The following is a 20612-nucleotide window of genomic DNA, read 5'->3' on the forward strand; positions in this document are numbered from 1 at the left end:
ATTTTTTGTTTTGGAACGAACGAATTTGTGATGTAACGAAGAACGTTTACACGTTTTACTAATCTAGTTTTGTACTTCTTCTTCCATTTGAGCATTATCCACTACGTGGTTTTCGCCCATCTCATGTGGAAGGATAAGGTTTAAAACGATCGCGACGATACCGCATAGACTGACGCCTTGTAGGCTGAACTCACCAATACCAAAAGCCATTCCACCAATACCAAATACCAGTGTGACCGCTACGATGACAAGATTACGAGATTTATGCAGATCAACGTGATTTTTGATCAGAGTGTTTAGACCAACGGTAGCGATAGAGCCAAAAAGCAAAATCATGATTCCGCCCATAACCGGTACTGGTACCGTTTGTAATAGTGCGCCCAGTTTTCCAACCAAAGCCAATACGATGGCCGTCACCGCAGCCCAAGTCATGATGACAGGGTTATAAGCTTTGGTAAGCATCACCGCGCCAGTCACTTCGCTGTAGGTCGTGTTTGGTGGCGCGCCGACCATAGAAGCGGCAATCGTTGCGACCCCATCTCCTGTGATCGTACGGTGAAGCCCTGGTTTCTTCAGGTATTTTTTGCCTGTTACGTTTGAGATCGCCAACATATCACCTACGTGCTCAACCGCAGGGGCAATTGCCACAGGGATCATAAATAAAATGGCATTGATATTAAATTCAGGTGCGGTGAAATTTGGCAACGCAAGCCAAGCCGCTTGCGCAACGGGAGTAAAGTCGACCACACCAAACGCTAAACTCATCGCGTAACCAGCGAAAATACCACCGCAAATGGGCAGTAACTTTAGGAAACCTTTAGCAAATACACTAATCGCAATGGTGACCAGTAGTGAAACGGAGGAGATCCACAAGGCGGCATTGCCTTCAATCAACTGGATGGCACCGTCTCCGGTTTTACCTAGAGCCATGTTGACTGCAACAGGAGCCAGGCCCAAACCGATAACAATGATCACTGGGCCTACTACAACAGGTGGCAATAATTTGTGGATGAACTCAACACCGCGAACTTTAATCAGTGCACCTAAGGCAATGTAGACGAAGCCTGCCGCCATTAAACCGCCCATGGTCGCGCCAATCCCCCAAGTTTGAATGCCAAACATGATTGGAGCGATAAAAGCGAAAGAGGAGGCAAGAAAAATAGGAACGCTTCGTTTTGTGATCACCTGAAACAGTAAGGTGCCGACACCTGCGCCAAATAAAGCAACGTTAGGGTCTAATCCGGTAAGCAGGGGTACAAGTACCAATGCACCGAATGCGACAAACAACATCTGCGCGCCCTGTAAAGCATTTTTCATAAAAGATTCCCTATTAATAATCATGCGAATAAATTTGCAGGATTCTATCACCTTGCAAACGTTTGCTAAGTATTTTTGATCAAATTTTTGCTGGATTGCGTCAGTTCATTGATGAGCTGAACGAAATAAGCGCTTTCTATGCCGTTATGTTAGAAGTCACGTAAAAACATGCTGTTTTCTTGCTCATGATGGGAGAGTTGCTTATCATCGGCTTTCGAAATAAGTAAGTTAGGATATGTATGCGCTATTTAGCTTTATTGATGGTCGGGTGTTTATCGCTTCCCGCATATGCATTAACTCAGGTTGATATATACCGGACAGAAGTGGCGATTGACAGCAGCAAAGAGAAAGGTGAAGAGTTAGCCCGCCAGCAGGCGATGCAACAGGTGATAGTCCGCGCTTCGGGATACCAAGATGCGATAAGCAACCCTGTTGTCACCAAAGCGCTTCAGGCGAGTTCACGATATATTTCACAGTTGAGCTACGGCAAGCAAAATGACGTCATGTCTCTGAAACTCCTGTTCAACGACGCGCAAATTCGCTCGTTGCTAACTCAAGCGCAACTGCCATTTTGGCCAGCAGAGCGTAGCAACTTGTTAGTTTGGCTCGTCGAAGAACAAAACTACGACCGCAAAATTGCCTGGGAGCATTCCAGCACTGAACTCGTTGATGAGCTACGCGCTATCGCTCGCGATCGGGGTTTACCGCTGACTTTTCCAGTGGGTGATTTTGATGATATTACTGGTATTGAAGTGTCTGACTTATGGGGTGGTTTTGTTGCGCCGATTAGCTTAGCGAGTGGCCGTTACCCGGTTGATGGTGTGCTTGTCATCCGCGCTCAAGGTAATACTTTACGTTGGAACTTATATGATCAAACGCCAGCGAACATGGTGAAATCAAATGTAGCACCTCTCGGTGGGACGCAAAATGGTGCTGACGCTGCAGAGCAGCTCATTAATACAGTGGCGGATTTTTATGCCAAACGAAGTGCTGTTTTGGTGTTAGGAGAGTCTTCTGAATCGGTCGTTGTCAAATTTCTGAATGTGAACAATGCAATAGACTTTTTTACATTGGAAGCAACAATGACGTCATTAAACTCGGTGGCAAACATTGATGTGTTAGAGATAAAAGGCAGTGAGTTGCTGCTTCGTGTTCATCTACTCGCATCCAAAGAAGCGTTTGAACAAGAGGTAGTAAAACATGCCAAAGTGACGAAGTTTGATGATCCGCTGTTGTTACCAGAGTCAACACCACTTAATGAAAACGAACCGAGTGTTAAAACAACACCAGTTAATGTCACATCAGATCAAAATGTCGATGACAATGTGATTGAGCCGGTCATGCCTTCTGTCAACGAGCAAACGGAGATTGCCCCCGCAGGGATTGAACAGGAAAAACCAAAATACGCCTTGGTTTTTGAGTGGAATGCATAACTGATCAAACGAAAAGCCGCTTAGTTTAGCGGCTTTTTTGTATTGCTGTTTGATAAGTTTTTTACAGCTTTTGCATGACGTCGCCAATTTGAATGCTGGACGCCAAGTTGTTTTGGTTCACGGTGAGTTCCGCTTCGTTTTCGTAGACACGTGACACGGTAAGCGTGATTTCACTTCGAGACACTTTATTACGAGGCAAACCATGTTGATCAATAAATGATGCGGTGTGCCAAAGTTGTAATTGATCGCCTTCTTTTACCCCATGAACACGACCGAGATCCATCGTAATGGTATCACCAAATACCGCGACAACTTCAGGCAGTGTAATCTTACAAGAAACTTCTGATTCCATATCCAACATAATGTTGCGGCTAACGCGTAGCATCATTTCACCATATGTTGACGCCCAAAAACGCGCGCTGCGCGTATCAATTTGGCTGGTTTTTGCAAATGGCCATTTTGCCACTTCACGGTAACTTCGTGCGTAAACTTCATTACCCGTTTTGCCATCGTAGACCTGCATTTCTAAAGCAAACTGGCGGTTAATCACATCATCCGCAAGCAATTTTGACTCGATTGTTGCGGTGAGATCAGTAATGACTCCACCAATGATGTACTGTGCACCTGTGTCTTGTGCAATCATCTTGATCCGCTCTGGTCTGCGTTTATCGATCTCGTAATCGGTTGTACCGAGTGAGACAAAGCTTCTAGATTCTTGGTCAAACTGGCGGTTGATGACATGGCTAAAATCGTCGCCAACTTTGTATATCTGGCCCATCACCGCTTGTTGAGGTGATGCGATATCAATGTTGCCAACCAAAATGGTCTTTTTGTATTGGCTTACGTGGCAACCTGTTGCCGATGGATAAATGTCAATTCTGGCACGAACTTCGACCTTGTTGCCACGTGAACGCTGAGATTCGACCAAGATATAGCGCACTTCATGGTTGGTAAATTGATACTCCGTACGGCTTTCTTCCAAGTAAGGGCGAAGATTGCTTAAGCTGCCGATGTCTGCGCCAGAGAAGTTTACCGCTTTATACAGAGCGTCTTCCAATGCGTGGACTCTTGCCACCTCTTCTGATGACACAATGGTGGCAACACCCGTCGCTTCGTACCAAGCGGCTTGAACATAGAGCGGGGCTAATATCATCCAAGTGGTTGAAAGTAAGCCAAAAGTAAATTTTTTCATCGTTGGTTTCCCAAGTGGGTATAAATATTGCTTTGCATTTATTAGCTGTATTAGAGATGTCGCTTTTAACTTGTTGCAGAGATACAAAAGCAAAGACTGTTCCAAGATTGTAAACCAGTCGGAAAACAAAAACAGTCTTAATGGACATCTAAGATTATCTGGAGATTAACCCCATGAAAAAATGGATTGTTGTAGCGTCCGTCATGGCTTTGAGTTCATGCGCCTACTCACCGATATACAACGGTAAAGAACCGTACTCGGGTAGCCAGTTTATGCTAATGGAAAGCCCGCGTCATACGATGGACTTCTTTGTTGAGAGCCTGACGGAAGATCTGATCCTATCCAATACCAGTGTGTCAGCAAGAACGCCAATTGCGGTGACCTCGTTTGTTGATCTGCAAAATATGGATTCAACCAACTGGCTTGGCAACTCTGTGTCTGAAGGCTTTATTTATCAGCTTCAACGTCGCGGTTTTAAGGTCGTCGACTTTAAAACAACAGGATCGATTCAAGTGACGCAGCAAGGCGATTTTGCGTTGAGCCGAGATTGGAAAGATTTGGCACAAGAACAAGAGATTCAATATGTTCTAACGGGCACTATGTTACGACAAGAAGGCGGTGTGTTAGTGAATGCACGAGTGGTGGGGATGCAAACACGTGTGGTTGTGGCGTCTGCTCAAGGTTTCTTGCCTGCTGAACGCATTGGTCGCGACTTGGACACATTAAACAGTATTCGAACTCAAGATGGCGTCATTATTCGTTCAGATCCAACTATTCGTCAACCGTATACGGTCATATTGCGTCCATAGGAGGGGTTATGAAGCACTATATTGTACTCATCACTATGTTATTGATGGTTGGATGCCAACCTCTACAACAGATGCGTCAAGATGATATGTTAGTGGCCGTTGGTTACGCGAGCATTAGTGAGCAAACTGGTCGAACAGACGAAGAGAGACGCGTGAGAGCGATGAGAGCCTCTAAAATCGATGCGTATCGTGAACTTGCTGAGCAGGTGTATGGTATGCGAGTGAGTGGTAGAGCGCATTTGGAAGATCAGCGTTTGGGCGTGGAAAATACCTCAGGTGCCGTTGATGGTGTGATTCGTGGTGCGGAAGTGGTACGTAGTTACCCAGTGGGTGACAGCTATGTCACTGAGTTGCGTTTGGATATCCGAAAAATGGATAAATTACGCGACTATGGTGAAGTACAGCAGATTCCAGAGAAACGTCAACAAACTCTCTTTTAATGCTCCAGCTATTCCAGATAATCTCAGAAGGCGGCCATTGGCCGCTTTTTGCGTTCCATAGGATGTTTCAGTGGATTTTCTTTTAAGTAGAGTCGACACGCAAAACGAAAGCTATCGATAAAAGCAAGTTTGGAGGCTGAGTAATTTGTCAGTCTATGAGTTGAAAAAGAAGGGCAAGAAAAAGCAGCTCTAGGCTTTAATGTTAGTGCCTAGGGTAGAAATGGTATGCGTTTTACCACCAGCATTGTAGGTCATGCCGATCTTCCCATGGCTGTGTTGCAGCATATTATTGAGTTTGTTGAAGCTAGATTGAGCGCGAGTAAGCGCTTCACCGTTAATTTGGTTGATCTGTTGACAGTCGAGAATGATCGACTGAATATTGGCGACCGTCTCTTTGAGATAAGAGTCTTCGGTAAGTTGATTGACATGCGGGTGAGAGGCAATACGCTGGTCAGTTTGTTGTAAACGACCAATGAGTGTCATTTTTTCTTTGGCAATTTTTTCGATATCTGACGAAATGCGGCTAGCAATCACTTTGCTTTCCTTTTCCAACACAATCGAAAGAGCTTTAGCGTTTTCAAATTGAAAATTCACTAAGTCTACCAAAGCAGCCATGACTATCTACCTCGACTCTACGCTTTTACACGGTCAGCCAATTCATTTTCAAATTTCATCATGTTATCTGCCAACTTCTCAGGATCAACACGGTAAGAACCGTTTGCGATCGCTTCCTTGATAGCGGCAACTTTTGCTGCATCAAATGCAGGTTTTGCTGCCATCTCTTGGTGAAGCTGTTCAATATCACGACTTTGTTGACTCAAAGAGACGGCATCTTGACCCACGTTGCTTTTTTTCGCTTCACGGGTATCTGATACTGAATTTGAGTCAGCACGCGCAGGACCACGACTATTCGTCGTCATCATTTGGCCTGAGCGTATGTTGTCGATACTTGCCATATTTAAACCTTACCTACACAGTATGGGATTTGTACACTCAGTATCGACCATCATGGACAATACTTTAGAAAAAATTTCCAATTTCTTTCTAGCAGGATTCGGGCCGAAACGGAGGACGATCCTCTGTGAAAGTATGAACGTTATGTTAAAACGAAACCGTGACTTCAGCAATGCCAGTCACGATGCCTTCGATTATACGCTGAGACTTGTCATTTTTCACCCGCACTTGCTCTCCAGCGGCACCATCTTGTAGAGAGGTCCCTTGAGTTGTGATAGTCATCCCATCCTTTGTTGCTTTTATCACCACTTTTTCATTGCGACAGACAACGCAGATATCCCCTCTTTCAACCACATCTCCGGGGCGTAAAATACGTTTTACTTTTGCGCCAATAACTTGCTCTGCCTCAGAGTAACCGTCTTTGCGAAATCGCTGGAGTTCGATCAGGCTAATGCTGACGTCTGAAAATCCAATGATCTCACCGCGAGTTAAGGAGCGTGTTGCAGTCACTAAAGGGACGGCAATAGATAGCCTCACTGGTACATAAATTTGCCACTCGTCAGGAGGGCACTCTACTAACACGTTTATGTTACTGCGCGTGCTATTGGTTGAATTTGAACTTGTGATCAAAGGAATCGGGCAATCAGTCGCTTTTATTCTACTATCTATATTAGCGGCCGTTACGTTAAGGTGGCCGCCTAGTGGCGTGTCTACATTGGCTAAAAGATGTTCTTCTGCCGCTAACTGTATCTGTTTTATTTGATTTTCTGTCGCGCCATGCGCAAAAAAACTAAACAAAGTTAGCAAAATGCCGATAGACTTAGCGTAACTTTTATAGAAAGCTCTACACTTATAGATGGTAAATGAAGATAAATAAGTATTAGAATACGCCATTCTGTTTCTCTGGTGTTATGCAGCTGTAATTAGATTATCACTTTTAATCAAAAAGTTTGAGATGGAGATGAGCTTATGACGGGGATTCTTGATTCCGTGAATCAACGGACGCAACTCGTTGGTCAAAATAGACTGGAGTTGCTAACCTTTCGTTTAATGGGCCGACAACGTTATGGTATTAACGTATTTAAAGTAAAAGAAGTATTACAGTGCCCAAAGCTTACTTCAATGCCCAATCTGCACCGACTCGTTAAAGGTGTGGCTCATATTCGTGGCCATACAGTTTCAGTGATTGATCTCAGTCTAGCGATTGGTGGACGTCCAACTCAAGATATCGACAAGTGCTTTGTCGTTATTGCGGAGTTCAACCGCACTATTCAAGCGTTTTTGGTGACTTCTGTTGAACGCATCATCAACATGCATTGGGAAGCGATTCTTCCACCACCACAGGGTGCAGGCAAGGCCAACTACTTAACGGCTGTGACTAATATCGACAATGAGTTGGTCGAAATTCTTGACGTTGAGAAAATTTTGGCTGAAATCGCGCCAGTGGATGAAACGATGGATTCTTCGATTGGTGAAGAAATTGCCAAAGTAGAAACTGAAAAAGCGATTGTACGTCGTATCTTAATCGCCGATGACTCGACCGTGGCTCGTAAACAGGTAGAGCGCGCCATTACCAATATCGGTTTTGAATGCGTCGCGGTAAAAGATGGCAAAGAAGCTTATGAGAAGTTGCTTGAAATGGCCGCGGAGGGTCCAATTAAAGATCAAATTTCTCTTGTGATTTCGGATATCGAAATGCCTGAAATGGACGGTTATACTTTAACCGCGGAAATTCGTCGCCATGCCGAACTGAAAGGTTTGTATGTCATCTTGCATTCATCCTTGAGTGGTGTTTTTAACCAAGCTATGGTGGAACGAGTCGGCGCGAATGCGTTTATTGCGAAGTTTAATCCAGACGAATTGGGTAATGCAGTGAAAACTGCACTAACAAACTAATAATAAAGAGACGTTAATGACTGCTATTACAATCAGTGACCAAGAGTATCGAGACTTTAGCCGTTTTCTAGAGTCCCAGTGCGGTATCGTGTTGGGTGACAGTAAGCAGTATTTGGTTCGTAGCCGTCTCAGCCCATTGGTCACCAAATTCAAACTCGCTTCACTCTCTGATTTGTTAAGAGATGTGGTCACAGGCCGCAATCGCGAACTTCGAGTGGCAGCAGTCGATGCAATGACAACGAATGAAACCTTATGGTTTCGTGATACCTATCCTTTCACCGTGTTGGCAGAAAAGCTTTTGCCTGAGGTAGCGGCGAGTCGTCGACCTATTAAAATTTGGTCAGCAGCAAGTTCGTCAGGTCAAGAGCCTTATTCGATGGCCATGACGGTGCTAGAGACTCAACAACGCAAGCCCGGCATGTTAACCAGCGTATCGATTACCGCGACGGATATCTCAGCCAGCATGTTGGATATGTGTCGTGCTGGAGTGTACGACAATCTTGCTCTAGGCCGAGGCTTGTCACCAGAGCGTCGCCGCACTTTCTTTGAAGACGCAGGTGATGGCCGCATGAAAGTCAAAGACAACGTAAAGCGTTTGGTGAATTTTAGGCCACAAAACTTGATGGATAGCTATGCGTTACTGGGTAAGTTTGACATCATTTTCTGCCGAAACGTATTAATTTACTTTTCACCAGATATGAAATCAAAAGTGCTGAACCAGATGGCGAACAGTTTGAACCCTGGTGGTTACTTACTGTTAGGGGCATCAGAGTCTCTAACCGGATTGACAGACCGATTCGAAATGGTTCGTTGTAATCCAGGTATCATCTACAAGTTGAAGTAACTTGCAAAGCAACAGACAAAATTCAAACAGCTCGACATTCTCGAGCTGTTTTTTTATATCTAGTTTGCTAGTTTGCTAGTTTGCTAGTTTGCTAGTTTGCTAGTTTCCTAGTCCCTAGTCCCTAGTCCCTAGTCCCTAGTTTCCCTCAGCCTCTTAGCTCTTCTGTCATTTTCCTTCGAGCTCTCTGGTTCACTTCCACGAAACAGGCGTCTTCAGACTGTTTGGGTGTATAATTTTAAAACCAGCTATATGGATGAAGCTTTATGACATTTCCTTCTCGATATGGCTTGGTTATTGCAAGTGAAGTGTAGGTTTTAAACAAATTTGATTGTTTTTGCCTTTTGGCACAGTAATTGCTTTTGTTTAACCAATAACGGTCAGTTCTTTTTGTAGAGGCAAGTTATGGCTATCTCTTTTGACAAGGCTCTAGGTATCCACCAACACACGGTGGGCGTGCGTGAACGCAATGCAGAGGTTATCTCTACTAACATTGCGCAAGCAAACACACCTGGCTATAAGGCAAGAGGGCTAGACTTTACCAAGGAATTGCAGGCGGCAAGTTCGGGGGCAAGCATTGGTCTTAGCCGCACGGATGGTCGGCACATTCCTGCCACTACAACGGTAATGGGTGAGAAGCTTTATCGTTTACCAACGCAACCTGATACCGGCGATGGCAACACGGTGGATTTAGATTTAGAGCGTAACCTCTTTATGCAAAATCAAATCCGTCATCAGGCATCACTGGATTTTCTAGGTAGCAAATTTAAGAACTTAACGAAAGCAATCAAAGGGGATTAATTAGATGAGCTTATTTAATGTGTTCAATGTGACTGGTTCTGCAATGAGTGCTGAATCTGTTCGTCTAAATACCACTTCGAGCAACTTAGCCAACGCGGATAGTGTCAGCAGCTCTGCTAAAGACACATACAAAGCCCGTCACGCGGTGTTTGGTGCTGAGTTAAGTAATGCCATGTACAACCGCGGGGACACGGTTCCTGTGAAAGTACTAGGCATTGTGGAAAGCGATAAGCCGTTGAGCGCGGAATACAACCCAGAGCACCCACTCGCAAACGATGAAGGCTATATCTACAAGCCTAATGTCAATGTGATGGAAGAGATGGCCAACATGATTTCTGCTTCACGAGCGTACCAAACAAACGTTCAAGTTGCAGATGCTAGTAAACAAATGCTGCTGCGTACGCTGCAGATGGGTCAATAAGGATAAGGAGGTAGCGTATGGCCGGAATTAATAACGTTGGTCAAAGCGGCTTGTCCTATATCGACCAGCTTAAAAGTTTGCAAGAGAGTAAAAAGCCGACTGAAACAACAGGTAAACAAGAGCTTAAACAAGAAGACTTTTTATCGTTGTTGACCAAGCAACTTGCTCAACAGGATCCTTTTAAGCCGGTGAGTAACGACCAGATGATTGCGCAAATGGCGTCATTTGCGACCGTTGATGGTATCGGCAAGATGAACTCTCAGTTTGAGAGCCTCAACTCATCGATGACATCAAACCAAGCATTACAAGCTTCATCTCTTGTTGGACGTGATGTTTTGGTTCCCGGAGCGGCTGGGATGAAGCAGGAAAATGCAGGCATGCCTGCAATGGTCAAACTGCCACAAGCCATGGATAACGTGATTGTGCGAGTGGAAAATGAGATTGGCCAGCTCATTCGTTCTTTTGAGGTAGGAGCGAAGCCTGCGGGAGACAACCGCGTGGAGTGGGACGGTAAAGATGAAAACGGTAATCCATTGCCGGCTGGCAAATACAAAGTGAAGGCATCAGGTTTGTTGGATGGTCAGGCTACTGATTTTCCAGTATCCACTTACGCCAACGTAAACAGCGTATTGCTAGGTAAAGGTGATGGTAACGTACTGCTCAATCTGGCTGGCTTTGAATCGCCAGTTCGACTTGCTGAAGTACTAGAAGTTGGCAAAGCGTAATTACGCTAGCTAGATTCAGGAGATTTTGGAATGTCATATGTATCTTTAAGCGGTTTATCCGCGGCTCAGTTAGATCTGAACACCACGAGTAACAATATTGCCAACGCCAATACCTACGGCTTTAAAGAGTCGCGTGCGGAGTTTGGTGATGTCTACTCAAATTCACTGTTCACCAATGCGAAAACCACTCCGGGCGGTGGTGTACAAGCAAACCAAGTGGCACAACAGTTCCACGAAGGTTCAAGCATTTACACTAACAACCCTATGGATTTGCGCATTAGCGGTACAGGTTTCTTTGCCGTAGCGAAAGACCGTATGGTACCAAACCAAAACGAGTTAACTCGTAACGGTGCGTTTCATTTAAGCAAAGACAACTACATGGTGACGGCGAATGATGAATACCTACTGGGTTACCAAGTGGATCCATTAAGTGGTGATGTGGCGTCTTATGAGCCTCAGCCACTGAATATCCCAGCGGAATTCGGTAAACCAAAACAGACTTCTAACGTTACGGTGGGTGTTAACCTACCTGCCAGTGGTGCGCTAAAAGATCCACAGGCATTTGATTTCCAAGATCCAGATACTTATAACCGTTCTACTTCTTCGACGATTTATGACTCAATGGGTCAATCTTACAAATTAACCACTTACTATTTGAAAGATCAGACTCAACCCAATACTTGGCAGACGTACTACACAGTAACCGATAGCCAAGGTGAAAAACCGCTCAATATTGCTGGTGGTGATGCAACCAATGCGACAGGTCATATTGGTCACACCGTTAAGTTCAATAATGATGGTACATTGGCGAGCCTCAACAATGGTCAACCGATCATTTCTGATCCGCTTGGTGCTGGTGCTGTGCCGATTGATATGAATGGTGGCGATCCAACGCAAACCATCGCGTTTGATTTAAACTCATCAACCCAGTTTGCCGCGCCGTTTGAACTGACAAAGTTCGATGAAGATGGTGCAACCACGGGTTTCTTGACCAAAGTTGATATCGACGAAAACGGCAGTGTTTACGGTACATACTCTAACGGTGAAAACGTGACTCTAGGTCGTGTTGCCTTGGTACGTGTTCCAAATGAGCAAGGTTTGGATAAGAAAGGTGGTACGCAGTGGAACTCAACCAATAACTCAGGCGATAAAATCTGGGGTGAATCAAACAAAGGTTCATTTGGTACGGTTTCCAGCGGTGCGCTTGAGCAGTCGAATATCGATATGACTCAAGAGCTGGTGGATCTGATTTCTGCTCAGCGTAACTTCCAAGCAAACTCTCGTGCGCTAGAAGTTCACAACCAGCTACAACAGAACATCCTGCAGATTCGTTAATCGTTTTTACATGACATTCATCTGGTGCTTAGCCTGAACAACCTCATTCAGGCTAAGCATTATTCACATCTATCATACTTTGCCTCTTTGACTGCCGATCGGCATCGTTTCTACCGATGGTTTGCCTCTCTCTGATTGCCTCTCTCGTAGTTATTCTTCTATGTATTTGAATTTATTGAATAAAATAAATTGGCATGATGCTTGCTTTTAAGGTCTTAGATTAAGATTTTTGGAGCGGATTATGGATCGTGCACTCTTTCTTGCTATGAGTGGTGCCAAGCAGAATATGCAGGCACTGCAACTACGAGCGAACAACCTAGCCAACGTGAGCACAACCGGGTTTCGTGCAGATTTAGCACAAGCTCGTTCAATGCAAGCGTACGGTGACGGGCTACCTACTCGAGTTTTCAGCATGACAGAGCGTCCTGGACATAATTTTGCTCAAGGCAGTGTGATCACCACAGGCCGTGACCTCGATATTACGATTGAGGGAAATGGTTGGATTGGGGTGATGGATAAACTAGGCAAAGAAGGGTTAACCCGTAACGGTAATCTGAAAGTCGATCAAAATGGACTACTGAGCAATGCCAGTGGACATTTGGTCCTTGGGGAAGGTGGTGCACCCATTACCATTCCTCTTCCTGTGAGCAAAATTGAAATCGGCCGTGACGGCACGATCTCGGTCTTACCTCAAGGAGCGCCAGCGGAAGAGATGGAAGAAATCGATCGTATTAAGCTGGTCAAGACCAATGACAGTGCCTTGTTTAAAGACACCAATGGCCTGTTCCGCCACAAAGAACCCAATCAGCCGTACGAAGCGGATCCAACGGTGCAAATCATGACAGGTGCCATTGAGGGCAGCAACGTGAATGCTGTTGGTGAAATGACGGCTCTGATTGACCTGCAACGTCAGTTTGAGATGCAGGTAAAAATGATGAGCACAGCAGAAGAGATGGACAAGTCGTCTGATTCTCTGCTTCGTATGAGCTAACAGAATTAGAGGTCACAGATTATGCATCCGGCACTATGGGTAAGTAAAACGGGCTTAGACGCTCAGCAAACCAATATCGCGACAATTTCAAACAACCTAGCGAACGCCTCAACCATCGGTTTTAAAAAGGGTCGTGCGGTATTTGAAGATCTGTTTTACCAAAATATTAACCAACCTGGTGGTCAATCTTCTCAGAATACGCAACTGCCCAGTGGTTTGATGTTAGGTGCGGGTTCAAAAGTGGTCGCAACGCAAAAAGTGCATACACATGGTAACGCCCAAACCACCACCAATGCGTTGGATCTGATGGTCGAAGGGGATGGCTTTTTCCAAATCACCATGCCCGATGGCAACATTGGTTACACCCGTAATGGTCAGTTCACATTGAACGGTGAAGGTGTCGTGGTCACATCCGGTTCGGGTTATCCGTTAGAACCTGAAATTGTGATCCCTGAAGACGCCATTTCCATTACTGTCGGTACTGACGGTGAAGTCTCTGTGCGTGTTCGTGGCCAGCAGAATAACCAAGTGGTTGGACAGATCACCATTACCGACTTTGTTAACCCGGGTGGCCTAGAGCCCATTGGTCAGAACCTCTACTTGCCGACAGGGGCGAGTGGTGACCCACAAGAAGGGGTGCCTGGCCTTGATGGCTTGGGTGAAGTGCGCCAATCCATGCTAGAAACATCCAACGTGAACGTAACGGAAGAATTGGTCAACATGATCGAAGCGCAACGCGTTTACGAAATGAATTCAAAAGTCATCTCATCGGTCGATAAGATGATGAGTTTTGTTAACCAGCAGCTTTAAGCGCTAGTTAGCTAAACGAGTAGGAGAGAAGATCGCCATGAAACGCATAAGTCTGATTGTTTTAGTCACTATCATGAGTGGCTGTACCATGCTTGAGCCGATCGAAACGTCTGAAGTGGTGAACGCCACTACCGTTGTTGATGCGGTAGAAGGCGACAAATCGAAAAGTGAAAGTTCAGGCATTGTTGATACCTTACGTGGACGTAGTGACCCTGTGGCGGGCGATCCTGCATGGGCTCCGATTCATCCGAAGCAAACCTCAGAGCACTATGCCGCCGAAACGGGCTCTCTATTTAGCGTGAATCATTTGTCGAATCTTTATGATGACTCGAAGCCTCGCGGCGTCGGCGACATCATTACCGTCACTTTGGATGAAAAGACCAATGCTTCGAAAAGTGCCAATGCGGATCTGTCGAAAAGCAACGATTCAAATATGGATCCACTGGAGGTTGGTGGACAAGAGTTGAAAATCGGGGATAAGTACAACTTCTCTTACAATCTAAGTAACTCCAACAGTTTCACTGGCGATGCGTCGGCAAAACAGAGCAACAGCATCAGCGGTTACATCACCGTAGAAGTGATCGAAGTATTGGCCAATGGCAACCTCGTGATTCGTGGTGAGAAGTGGCTGACGCTGAATACGGGTGATGAGTACATTCGCCTCAGTGGAACAATTCGTCCAGACGACATTAGCTTCGACAACACTATTGCGTCAAATCGCGTTTCCAACGCAAGAATTCAATATTCTGGTACCGGAACACAACAAGATATGCAAGAGCCTGGATTCTTGGCACGATTCTTTAATGTCTCTCTATAAGCGGCAAAGCCGATGGTAATTTGACGGCTTGATCCTGCACTAGAGAAAGGTAAGTTAAGATGAAAAAGTTCACCCTACTGTTGTTATGTTTTGTATTGCCGATGACCTCGGCCTATGCGGCGCGTATTAAAGATGTTGCTCAGGTGGCAGGGGTAAGAAGCAACCAATTGGTAGGTTACGGCCTTGTCTCTGGTTTACCTGGAACGGGTGAATCCACACCGTTTACCGAGCAGAGTTTTGCCGCAATGCTACAAAACTTCGGCATTCAGTTGCCTGCGGGAACCAAGCCAAAAATCAAAAACGTGGCCGCTGTAATGGTAACGGCAGAACTTCCTCCTTTTTCTAAACCCGGTCAACAGATTGATGTGACGGTCTCCTCTATTGGCAGTGCCAAGAGCTTACGTGGCGGTACCTTGCTGCAAACCTTCTTGAAAGGTTTGGATGGGCAAGTTTATGCCGTGGCACAAGGCAACTTAGTAGTGAGCGGTTTTAGCGCAGAAGGGGCGGATGGCTCTAAAATCGTCGGCAATAACCCAACCGTCGGTATTATCTCTAGCGGTGCCATGGTTGAGCGTGAAGTGCCAACCCCATTTGGCCGTGGCGACTTCATTACATTCAACCTACTTGAATCTGATTTCACCACCGCACAACGCATGGCCGATGCCGTCAACAATTTCCTTGGTCCTCAAATGGCTTCTGCGGTCGACGCGACTTCGGTACGTGTACGAGCGCCCCGCGATATCAGTCAACGTGTCGCTTTCCTTTCTGCCATTGAAAACCTCGAGTTTGATCCAGCAGACGGCGCGGCCAAAATCATCGTTAACTCACGTACGGGCACCATTGTTGTCGGTAAACATGTTCGATTAAAACCTGCGGCCGTGACTCATGGTGGCATGACGGTTGCGATTAAAGAAAACTTGAGTGTGAGTCAGCCGAATGGCTTCTCTGGTGGTGAAACCGTCGTTGTTCCCAATTCAGATATTTCAGTGACCGAAGAACAAGGCAAAATGTTCAAATTTGAGCCGGGTTTAACCTTGGACGATCTTGTTCGCGCGGTTAACCAAGTCGGTGCTGCACCGTCAGACTTGATGGCCATTCTACAAGCGCTTAAACAAGCGGGTGCCATCGAGGGACAACTGATCATCATCTGATCGGTTTGGAGGCAATATGATTAACAATCCAAACGACATCGGCTTTATTCACGACATTAGCAATCTTGATAAGCTACGTCAGCAAGCCGTGAACGACAAAGATGGCGGTGAACAAAAAGCGCTAGAGGCGGCGGCAAAACAGTTTGAGTCGATTTTTACTTCCATGTTGTTTAAATCGATGCGCGAAGCCAATAGTGGTTTTGAATCGGATTTGATGAACAGCCAAAACCAGCTGTTCTATCGCCAAATGTTGGATGAACAGATGGCCAGTGAGCTCAGTTCTTCCGGTTCACTTGGCTTAGCAGACATGATTGTGGCGCAGTTAAGCAGTGGAAAAGGCATCGACAAAAATGAGTTGGCGATACGTGAAGCGGGACAAGAAGCGCCACAACGTATGCCAATCAATCGCTCGAAAGCCCGAGAAACCGAGCAGCGCCTAATTGAATCTGGCCAGCTCGCTCGCAGTGACAAGGCAAGGTTTGATTCACCAGAGTCGTTCATCAGTTCGATGAAACCTTACGCCGAAAGGGCGGCAAAATCCTTAGGTGTTGAACCTTCTCTATTGCTCGCACAAGCGGCCTTGGAAACCGGCTGGGGGCAGAAAGTGGTAAAAAATGCTCGCGGCAGCAGCAATAACCTCTTCAACATCAAAGCGGATCGTAGTTGGGCGGGTGACAAAGTCACCACGCAAACTTTAGAGTTCCACGATAATACGCCAGTGAAAGAAACGGCAGCGTTTCGTTCATACGATTCGTTTGCTGATAGCTTTAATGATTACGTGGCGTTTTTAAATAACAATCCGCGTTATCAGACGGCACTTCAGCACAATGGCGATTCTGAAAGCTTTATTCGCGGTATTCATCGTGCAGGTTATGCGACGGACCCCGAATACGCTGACAAAGTGCTCAAAGTGCAGCAACGTATTGACAACATGTAATCTCCCAGCGGTCTACTAAAAAGTAGGCCGTTTTTTCACCCTTTCTTGACCCTCAAATCCTTTCTATATCAGTTATGTCTTTTTGTTGGCATATCTTTTGCATTTTTACCGTCAGGTGATCAGTTTTCACTGATTTGATTGAGTTTTTGGGGGCATTATGGCGTCGGATCTTCTGAATGTAGGTACTCAGAGCGTACTGACAGCTCAGAGACAATTAAATACTACCGGTCATAACATTTCTAATGTAAATACAGAAGGTTATAGCCGTCAGTCGGTCATTCAAGCGACCAATGATCCCCGTCAATTTGGTGGTTCTACCTACGGCATGGGCGTGCATGTGGAAAATGTTCGCCGCTCTTGGGACCAATTTGCCGTTAATGAGCTTAATCTTTCCACCACCAACTTTGCCAACAAAGGGGATGTCGAAGCGAACTTAGAAATGCTTTCAAGCATGCTTTCTTCTGTGGCGTCGAAAAAAATCCCTGAAAATCTTAATGAATGGTTCGATGCACTAAAAACATTAGCCGATAGCCCGAACGATATTGGTGCGCGAAAAGTACTGTTAGAAAAAGCGCGAATCATCAGTGAAACCATCAATGGATTTCACGAGACCATTCGCCAGCAATACGATGTCACTAACAAAAAACTCGATATGGGTATTGAGCGTATCAACCAGATTGCGGTTGAAATTCGTGATATCCATCGATTGATGATGCGCACCCCTGGTCCTCACAATGACTTGATGGACCAACACGAAAAGTTGGTTAAAGAGCTTTCTGAATACACGAAAGTGACCGTGACTCCGCGAAAAAACGCAGAAGGTTTTAACGTGCACATCGGCAATGGTCACACGCTCGTCTCAGGTACAGAAGCAAGCCAACTTAAGATGATTGATGGCTACCCAGATGTTCATCAACGTCGCTTAGCTATCTACGAAGGAAAGTCATTAAAACCGATTAAAAGCGTTGGTCTAGATGGCAAACTTGGCGCAATGCTTGACATGCGTGACAACCAAATTCCCCATGTGATGGATGAACTTGGCCGCATGGCAGCCGGATTTTCTGATGAAGTGAACAAACTGCAAAAACAAGGGTTGGATTTGCGAGGCAATATTGGTGGTTTGATTTTTACCGATGTCAATGCCGAGGTGATCGCCAAATCAAGAGCGGTGGCGGCCCCAGATTCGCAAGCCGAAGTGGCCGTTTTTATTAACGATTTGGCGTCACTTAAAGGTGGTGAATATGCGCTTCGTTACGATGGCAGCAACTATACAGTGACCAAACCATCAGGCGAAACAGTCTCCGTCTCTTTAGATTCAGCTAAGTCTGCGTTTTACATGGATGGCATGCGTGTTGAAGTAAGAAATGAGCCCAAAGCGGGCGAAAAAATCTTATTGCGCCCAACGCGCAACTCGGCAGGTCAAATGCAAGTGGCAACAAATGATGCGAGTATGATTGCCGCACAAAGTTATGAAGCGTCAACCAGTTTTGCCCAAGGAACCGCTCAATTTAACATCTTAGCGGCGGGTGACTTGCGTGAGTTTGAAGTGATAGTGTCACCTCAAGGCGACCAGTTTGCTGTGATTGACACTAAAGGCAACGTGGTACGAAGCCCGGAGCCTTATCCACCCAAAGGGCCGGTTTCAGTGACCTTGTCATCATCGCATCCCAGTTACAAAGAGGGTAAAGAGACTGTTTTTGAACTGACCGCGGGAGCGTGGGCAAACGACAAGTTTACCGCCAACCTAGTTCCGTCTGAAGGTGATAACGGAAATTTGCGTAAAATGCAGCAAATTCAATTGGATAAAAAGATGGATGGTAATCAATCGACTATCATCGATGTCTACCATAATCTCAATACGAACGTCGGTTTGCGCAACTCTACTGCAACACGGTTAGCCAATATTGCGCAGCATGAAAACCAAGCAGCACAAGAACGAATGGCTTCAATCGCTGGGGTAAACCTCGATGAAGAGGCGGCAAACATGATGCGGTTCCAGCAAGCTTATATGGCCTCATCACGCATTATGCAGGCGGCCAATGACACCTTTAACACCATTTTGCAATTGAGATAGAGGGAGCAGGTAAATGATTAGCCGTATCGCCAGTTTCCACAACTATCAATCGGTGCAAAACGATTTGCGCCGAATGGAAAACAAAATTCATCATAACCAAGCGCAGCTTGCGTCTGGTAAAAAACTGTTGTCGCCAAGTGATGACCCATTAGCAACACACTACATCCAAAATATAGGTCAGCAGTCTGAGCAGTTAAAACAGTATCTCGACGCGATCATCTTAGTGCGTAACCGTCTTGAACAACATGAAGTGAATGTGGCTAACCAGGAGCAGTTCGCAGACGAGGCGAAACGCACCGTGATGGAAATGATTAACGGCGCACTATCACCGGAAGATCGTCGTGCAAAACGTAGAGAAATCGAAGAGTTGGCAACTAATTTCCTTCATTTGGCCAATGCGCAAGATGAATCTGGTAACTATACCTTTGCCGGAACAAAGCCCAAAGCTCAGCCATTTTTCAGAGATTATGATGGTTCAGTAATCTACGCTGGGGATGACTACCAACGCAAAATGCGGGTGTCGGCCAATCTAGAAATGGCGATGAACGATCCTGGCAGTAAGCTGTTTATGAATATTCCGAATCCCTTTGGTGATTACGAACCAGAATATCAGTTGCAAAATGCCTCCGAGTTGTTGCTCGAAAAAGCAGTGAATGAAGACTATTTCGATAAAGCAACCTATCGCGTCACCATGGTCGACATGAGCAATAACCGCTGGGGTTATCAGCTGGAAAAAGATGGCAGTGTGGTTGCCGCCGATGAGTTTAATCCCTCTACGGGCATTAAGTATGGTGATCTCACTATTCAACTTAAAGGTCAGATCCAGAAAGGCGATGTGATTGAGTTAAAGCCACGAGAAACATTTTCTATTTTTGACAGCTTTAAAAATGCCGCGAAATACTCAGAAGAGTCAGTGTCGGATGCCGATGCCACGGCGAAGTTGCATCAAGTAACACAAGAGTTTCATGCTGCGTTTATCCATCTCAACAAAGCGCGCACCGACATTGGTGCTCGCCTAAGTACATTGGATATCCAAGAGCAGCAACATGAAGATTTCAATCTCTCTTTAGCGAAAGCGAAGAGTAATTTTGAAGACTTGGATTACTCCAAGGCAATTATTGAGTTCAATGAGAACTCGCGCGCGTTGCAAGCGTCGCAGCTCGCATTTGGTAAAACGAAAGATCTCACATTATTTAATTACTTGTAGTGAGCAAGAACGAACCGTCTCTGAATGAGATGACGGTATCGTGAGTGTGAACAACAGACTTTAGGAAACCTCTCGTTGGTTTTTCAACGTTGATGCCTTATGAGCCATGCCTTAAGTGCGGATAAGTCGAAAAACCTTGCCACCTCCCGGCAGGTGTCTCTAAAAGCGGCAAGGCGGCAAAGCGGCAAAGCCAGTCGATAGAGAGAAAAAACGAAGGGGTTAAAGAAGTTGAAGAAAAACATTACTTTGTAAGTGTATGTTTTCTTGGAAATAAGACGGGTAAGAATCTTATTTAAAAAAGTTGGCACACAAATTGAATCTAATAAATCAGAAATGATTTACCGGTTCTAAAAACTGCCACCGGCGGTTTTAGCAAGTAATTACGGTCAGTGCTTTTCCATAAGAGAGTAAAGCTGGCCGCTTCGCAAAAGCTTGCGAACTCGAAAGGAGAGCAAAATGGC

The 20612-nt window shown here is 45.5% G+C and carries 21 protein-coding genes; 16 read left to right on the forward strand and 5 right to left on the reverse strand.

Features of this window, described 5'->3' with window-relative positions; all coding sequences use genetic code 11:
* Window positions 1-63 precede the first annotated feature (63 nt).
* Window positions 64-1317, reverse strand: a complete 1254-nt coding sequence (locus LZU85_RS12495; protein WP_237287201.1) for a uracil-xanthine permease family protein — start codon at window positions 1315-1317, stop codon at window positions 64-66.
* Window positions 1318-1556: 239 nt separating this feature from the next.
* Between LZU85_RS12495 and LZU85_RS12500 the strand changes: the two genes are divergently transcribed.
* Window positions 1557-2750 carry a DUF2066 domain-containing protein gene (locus LZU85_RS12500; protein WP_237287202.1) on the forward strand — a complete coding sequence of 398 codons (1194 nt, stop codon included), beginning with the start codon at window positions 1557-1559 and terminating at the stop codon, window positions 2748-2750.
* Between the two features lie 61 nt (window positions 2751-2811).
* Here LZU85_RS12500 and LZU85_RS12505 read toward each other — a convergent pair whose 3' ends face one another.
* Window positions 2812-3942 carry a flagellar assembly protein FlgT gene (locus LZU85_RS12505; RefSeq protein ID WP_237287203.1) on the reverse strand — a complete coding sequence of 377 codons (1131 nt, stop codon included), beginning with the start codon at window positions 3940-3942 and terminating at the stop codon, window positions 2812-2814.
* Between the two features lie 173 nt (window positions 3943-4115).
* Between LZU85_RS12505 and LZU85_RS12510 the strand changes: the two genes are divergently transcribed.
* Together LZU85_RS12510 and flgP are read left to right on the forward strand one after the other, a co-directional pair.
* Window positions 4116-4751, forward strand: a complete 636-nt coding sequence (locus LZU85_RS12510) for a FlgO family outer membrane protein (protein WP_011078348.1) — start codon at window positions 4116-4118, stop codon at window positions 4749-4751.
* Between the two features lie 8 nt (window positions 4752-4759).
* Window positions 4760-5191, forward strand: coding sequence for a flagellar assembly lipoprotein FlgP (gene flgP / locus LZU85_RS12515; RefSeq protein WP_176298661.1), 432 nt, complete (start codon window positions 4760-4762; stop codon window positions 5189-5191).
* 189 nt (window positions 5192-5380) lie between these two features.
* Here flgP and LZU85_RS12520 read toward each other — a convergent pair whose 3' ends face one another.
* The 3 genes from LZU85_RS12520 to flgA all read right to left on the reverse strand — a co-directional run bounded on the left by LZU85_RS12520 (window position 5381) and on the right by flgA (window position 7039).
* Entirely contained in the window at window positions 5381-5806 is a 426-nt protein-coding gene (locus LZU85_RS12520) for a flagella synthesis protein FlgN (protein WP_237287204.1), read from the reverse strand.
* Window positions 5807-5823: 17 nt separating this feature from the next.
* Window positions 5824-6147, reverse strand: a complete 324-nt coding sequence (flgM, locus tag LZU85_RS12525; RefSeq protein ID WP_176298659.1) for a flagellar biosynthesis anti-sigma factor FlgM — start codon at window positions 6145-6147, stop codon at window positions 5824-5826.
* A 145-nt stretch (window positions 6148-6292) separates the two neighbouring features.
* On the reverse strand, window positions 6293-7039 hold the full coding sequence (gene flgA, locus LZU85_RS12530; protein ID WP_176298658.1) for a flagellar basal body P-ring formation chaperone FlgA: 747 nt from the start codon (window positions 7037-7039) through the stop codon (window positions 6293-6295).
* A 75-nt stretch (window positions 7040-7114) separates the two neighbouring features.
* Between flgA and LZU85_RS12535 the strand changes: the two genes are divergently transcribed.
* The 13 genes from LZU85_RS12535 (at window position 7115) to flgL (ending at window position 20151) form a co-directional block, all read left to right on the forward strand.
* A complete protein-coding gene (locus LZU85_RS12535) occupies window positions 7115-8041 on the forward strand; it encodes a chemotaxis protein (RefSeq protein ID WP_176298657.1) in 927 nt (308 codons plus the stop codon).
* Window positions 8042-8057: 16 nt separating this feature from the next.
* The gene (locus LZU85_RS12540) at window positions 8058-8885 is read left to right on the forward strand and encodes a protein-glutamate O-methyltransferase (protein ID WP_011078342.1); all 828 of its coding nucleotides are present in this window, start codon (window positions 8058-8060) and stop codon (window positions 8883-8885) included.
* A 402-nt stretch (window positions 8886-9287) separates the two neighbouring features.
* Window positions 9288-9683, forward strand: coding sequence for a flagellar basal body rod protein FlgB (gene flgB / locus LZU85_RS12545; RefSeq protein WP_176298656.1), 396 nt, complete (start codon window positions 9288-9290; stop codon window positions 9681-9683).
* Between the two features lie 4 nt (window positions 9684-9687).
* The gene (flgC, locus tag LZU85_RS12550) at window positions 9688-10104 is read left to right on the forward strand and encodes a flagellar basal body rod protein FlgC (RefSeq protein ID WP_011078340.1); all 417 of its coding nucleotides are present in this window, start codon (window positions 9688-9690) and stop codon (window positions 10102-10104) included.
* Window positions 10105-10121: 17 nt separating this feature from the next.
* Complete coding sequence (gene flgD / locus LZU85_RS12555) at window positions 10122-10829, forward strand: flagellar hook assembly protein FlgD (protein ID WP_176298655.1); 708 nt, start codon at window positions 10122-10124, stop codon at window positions 10827-10829.
* Window positions 10830-10859: 30 nt separating this feature from the next.
* Window positions 10860-12164 (forward strand): flagellar hook protein FlgE, encoded by a 1305-nt coding sequence (gene flgE / locus LZU85_RS12560; protein ID WP_176298654.1) that lies wholly within the window; start codon window positions 10860-10862, stop codon window positions 12162-12164.
* Between the two features lie 241 nt (window positions 12165-12405).
* Window positions 12406-13155, forward strand: coding sequence for a flagellar basal-body rod protein FlgF (gene flgF / locus LZU85_RS12565; protein ID WP_011078337.1), 750 nt, complete (start codon window positions 12406-12408; stop codon window positions 13153-13155).
* A 21-nt stretch (window positions 13156-13176) separates the two neighbouring features.
* On the forward strand, window positions 13177-13965 hold the full coding sequence (gene flgG, locus LZU85_RS12570) for a flagellar basal-body rod protein FlgG (protein WP_176298653.1): 789 nt from the start codon (window positions 13177-13179) through the stop codon (window positions 13963-13965).
* 37 nt (window positions 13966-14002) lie between these two features.
* A complete protein-coding gene (flgH, locus tag LZU85_RS12575; protein WP_237287205.1) occupies window positions 14003-14782 on the forward strand; it encodes a flagellar basal body L-ring protein FlgH in 780 nt (259 codons plus the stop codon).
* 59 nt (window positions 14783-14841) lie between these two features.
* Complete coding sequence (locus LZU85_RS12580) at window positions 14842-15933, forward strand: flagellar basal body P-ring protein FlgI (protein WP_011078334.1); 1092 nt, start codon at window positions 14842-14844, stop codon at window positions 15931-15933.
* A 16-nt stretch (window positions 15934-15949) separates the two neighbouring features.
* A complete protein-coding gene (gene flgJ / locus LZU85_RS12585) occupies window positions 15950-16870 on the forward strand; it encodes a flagellar assembly peptidoglycan hydrolase FlgJ (protein WP_176298651.1) in 921 nt (306 codons plus the stop codon).
* Between the two features lie 157 nt (window positions 16871-17027).
* Window positions 17028-18944, forward strand: a complete 1917-nt coding sequence (flgK, locus tag LZU85_RS12590) for a flagellar hook-associated protein FlgK (protein WP_176298650.1) — start codon at window positions 17028-17030, stop codon at window positions 18942-18944.
* Between the two features lie 13 nt (window positions 18945-18957).
* Window positions 18958-20151, forward strand: a complete 1194-nt coding sequence (gene flgL / locus LZU85_RS12595) for a flagellar hook-associated protein FlgL (protein ID WP_176298649.1) — start codon at window positions 18958-18960, stop codon at window positions 20149-20151.
* Window positions 20152-20612 lie beyond the last annotated feature (461 nt).

It is taken from the genome of Vibrio floridensis, assembly GCF_021852965.1.
GTDB lineage: Bacteria > Pseudomonadota > Gammaproteobacteria > Enterobacterales > Vibrionaceae > Vibrio > Vibrio floridensis.

Bases quoted from the DNA above. Each gene is read 5' to 3' on its own strand.
- LZU85_RS12495 (WP_237287201.1), bottom strand. From the start codon at position 1,317: ATGAAAAATGCTTTACAGGGCGCGCAGATGTTGTTTGTCGCATTCGGT.
- LZU85_RS12500 (WP_237287202.1), top strand. From the start codon at position 1,557: ATGCGCTATTTAGCTTTATTGATGGTCGGGTGTTTATCGCTTCCCGCA.
- LZU85_RS12505 (WP_237287203.1), bottom strand. From the start codon at position 3,942: ATGAAAAAATTTACTTTTGGCTTACTTTCAACCACTTGGATGATATTA.
- LZU85_RS12510 (WP_011078348.1), top strand. From the start codon at position 4,116: ATGAAAAAATGGATTGTTGTAGCGTCCGTCATGGCTTTGAGTTCATGC.
- flgP (WP_176298661.1), top strand. From the start codon at position 4,760: ATGAAGCACTATATTGTACTCATCACTATGTTATTGATGGTTGGATGC.
- LZU85_RS12520 (WP_237287204.1), bottom strand. From the start codon at position 5,806: ATGGCTGCTTTGGTAGACTTAGTGAATTTTCAATTTGAAAACGCTAAA.
- flgM (WP_176298659.1), bottom strand. From the start codon at position 6,147: ATGGCAAGTATCGACAACATACGCTCAGGCCAAATGATGACGACGAAT.
- flgA (WP_176298658.1), bottom strand. From the start codon at position 7,039: ATGGCGTATTCTAATACTTATTTATCTTCATTTACCATCTATAAGTGT.
- LZU85_RS12535 (WP_176298657.1), top strand. From the start codon at position 7,115: ATGACGGGGATTCTTGATTCCGTGAATCAACGGACGCAACTCGTTGGT.
- LZU85_RS12540 (WP_011078342.1), top strand. From the start codon at position 8,058: ATGACTGCTATTACAATCAGTGACCAAGAGTATCGAGACTTTAGCCGT.
- flgB (WP_176298656.1), top strand. From the start codon at position 9,288: ATGGCTATCTCTTTTGACAAGGCTCTAGGTATCCACCAACACACGGTG.
- flgC (WP_011078340.1), top strand. From the start codon at position 9,688: ATGAGCTTATTTAATGTGTTCAATGTGACTGGTTCTGCAATGAGTGCT.
- flgD (WP_176298655.1), top strand. From the start codon at position 10,122: ATGGCCGGAATTAATAACGTTGGTCAAAGCGGCTTGTCCTATATCGAC.
- flgE (WP_176298654.1), top strand. From the start codon at position 10,860: ATGTCATATGTATCTTTAAGCGGTTTATCCGCGGCTCAGTTAGATCTG.
- flgF (WP_011078337.1), top strand. From the start codon at position 12,406: ATGGATCGTGCACTCTTTCTTGCTATGAGTGGTGCCAAGCAGAATATG.
- flgG (WP_176298653.1), top strand. From the start codon at position 13,177: ATGCATCCGGCACTATGGGTAAGTAAAACGGGCTTAGACGCTCAGCAA.
- flgH (WP_237287205.1), top strand. From the start codon at position 14,003: ATGAAACGCATAAGTCTGATTGTTTTAGTCACTATCATGAGTGGCTGT.
- LZU85_RS12580 (WP_011078334.1), top strand. From the start codon at position 14,842: ATGAAAAAGTTCACCCTACTGTTGTTATGTTTTGTATTGCCGATGACC.
- flgJ (WP_176298651.1), top strand. From the start codon at position 15,950: ATGATTAACAATCCAAACGACATCGGCTTTATTCACGACATTAGCAAT.
- flgK (WP_176298650.1), top strand. From the start codon at position 17,028: ATGGCGTCGGATCTTCTGAATGTAGGTACTCAGAGCGTACTGACAGCT.
- flgL (WP_176298649.1), top strand. From the start codon at position 18,958: ATGATTAGCCGTATCGCCAGTTTCCACAACTATCAATCGGTGCAAAAC.